The sequence below is a fragment of the Xenorhabdus littoralis genome (assembly GCF_033949345.1).
GTDB lineage: Bacteria > Pseudomonadota > Gammaproteobacteria > Enterobacterales > Enterobacteriaceae > Xenorhabdus > Xenorhabdus littoralis.
Map to the genome: position 1 here is coordinate 19483 of NZ_VCDP01000007.1, position 1965 is coordinate 21447.

At 49.1% G+C, this 1965-nt stretch carries 1 protein-coding gene; it reads right to left on the bottom strand.

The window, feature by feature from the left end:
- Window positions 1-114 precede the first annotated feature (114 nt).
- Complete coding sequence (panP, locus tag FE394_RS02860) at window positions 115-1833, bottom strand: pyridoxal-dependent aspartate 1-decarboxylase PanP (RefSeq protein WP_319924899.1); 1719 nt, start codon at window positions 1831-1833, stop codon at window positions 115-117.
- Window positions 1834-1965: the final 132 nt, after the last annotated feature.

Below are 1965 nucleotides of genomic sequence, written 5' to 3' on the forward strand. Positions count from 1 at the left end.
GTTGTTTTTGGCGTAATTCCAGAGAAAGTCTTTCAGACTGTAATTTTATTGTCTAACCCGCCCCCTGTGCCTAAGCAAGGGGCGGGTTTATTTATAAACATCGCTAATTCTATGTTACAGGGAGTTAGCACATTTGTTGTTGTGCTGCCTCTTTAAATCTATCGGGCATAAATCCTGCAATACCTGCCAATATGGGCTTTGTTGTGCCAACCGGCGCTGTTCTTCCAGCATGTTCTCCAGTATTTCCGGCGTCGTCAGAGGGTTCGCCAGAACAACGCGAAAAACGATGGTGGGCTGCCGAGACCATTGCACCGGATGGAGACAAGTGCGCGAGACAAAGGTTTTGCCCGCTGCCCATTGCATGGTTTGGATATTCTGGTTAAGTGCATTGAGCGCCTCATTCAGTTTTTGCCTCACAGGTTCAGCCTCTTCGCGTAGTTTCTGTAATACTGCGCGAGGCACGTATCGGTAGGTCAGCAGGCAAAGCTGGGGTTCGCTGATTAACTCGAAATCTTCCTGTTGACGGATGAGATCAGCAAATTGCTTTGCTTTATCGATGCCGGCATCGATCAGGTGGCCCAATCCCCGACGGCCAAGCAGATGAAAATTACTGTGTAACATGAGCGACATCGCGCTGCGTGAGCCTTCCAGTGTATGACGCCCCAGATCTTTCGATCCCTTGCGCACAATATAGTTAGCATGTTGGGCAATGGCGTCAGCCAGAGCGGGTTGGCGAAACAGCACCATGCCAGATCCCATTGGTACATACATTTGTTTGTGGGCATCGATTGTTACTGTGTCAGCTCGCTCAATGCCTTTGAATAGATGTCGATAACGCTCTGACAGCAAACTAGCGCCTCCCCAAGCGGCATCAACATGGAAATGACACTGTTCTTGCTCAGCGATATCTGCCAGCACGTTCAGCGGATCGATGGCACCGGTTTCAGTCGTGCCGGCAATCCCGACAATCGCCATCGGCTTGATATTGCGTTGGTGCAGGTTCTGCAATTGAGCACGCAAGGCATCAATGCAAATCCGTCCGTCTTTGTCAGTATCGACTTTTACCAGTGCATCCTGCCCTAAACCGAGCACATCCACGGTTTTTTTCAACGAATAATGACCCAGTTCCGATACCAGAATCGCTAAGCCACTGTAGCCATAATGAATCAGCCCTCTGGCCAGCCCTTCACGAGCAATACCCGCAAAATCACCCTTCGCAGGCATCAGTTGGTTCCGACATGCCCACATAGCCGTCAAATTCGCCAATGTCCCGCCAGAGCAAAAGGTCGCCAGTGCATGATCGCCGTTGTGCAGCCATTGCTGATAGAAATCGTCGTCACGGTTATAGATTAATTTGTGCATCATGCCTAGCACTTGACGTTCCAGCGCCGTTAAAACATGTGATGTTTCCAGCTTGACCAGATTTTGATTCAACGCAGTCAATATCTTGCCGAGCGCAGGCAAATGGGTGGGGAGTGCCGACGTCATGTGACCAACAAAGGCGGGTGATGATACGGGTATAACGTGATTGAGAATATCTTCGCGCAAATATTGGACATAGGTTCCGGTTTTAACCGGAAATTCCGGAATATTGACCGAAGAGAACGTTTTCTCAAGTTCCGTCAGTTCACATACCGGCTTGTTTAACTCGCTATGGCAATAAGTTACAGTGTCACCTGCAAGGGTCGTTTCCAGTTCGAGCAGTTCTTTTTCATCAACATGGGAGATAAACTGGTTGAGCAGCGCTTGCCATTCCTGCTTATCTGGGTATAAAGCATCAAGCGCCATTTTATCCGCCTCGTCGCGATTCAGACTGTCAAGAAGATGCTGCATAGTTTGCCTCTTTAGAGTCACTAATCCGCCCTGATTCAGGGCGGGTTTCCATTTTATTGATGGAGGCCATCGCCTCCATCTTTCTGGCTATAAATGTCTGGCTATAAATGTCTGGCTACAAACTACACGCCA

Coding starts and splice junctions, on each gene's coding strand:
- panP (WP_319924899.1), bottom strand. CDS start 1,833: ATGCAGCATCTTCTTGACAGTCTGAATCGCGACGAGGCGGATAAAATG.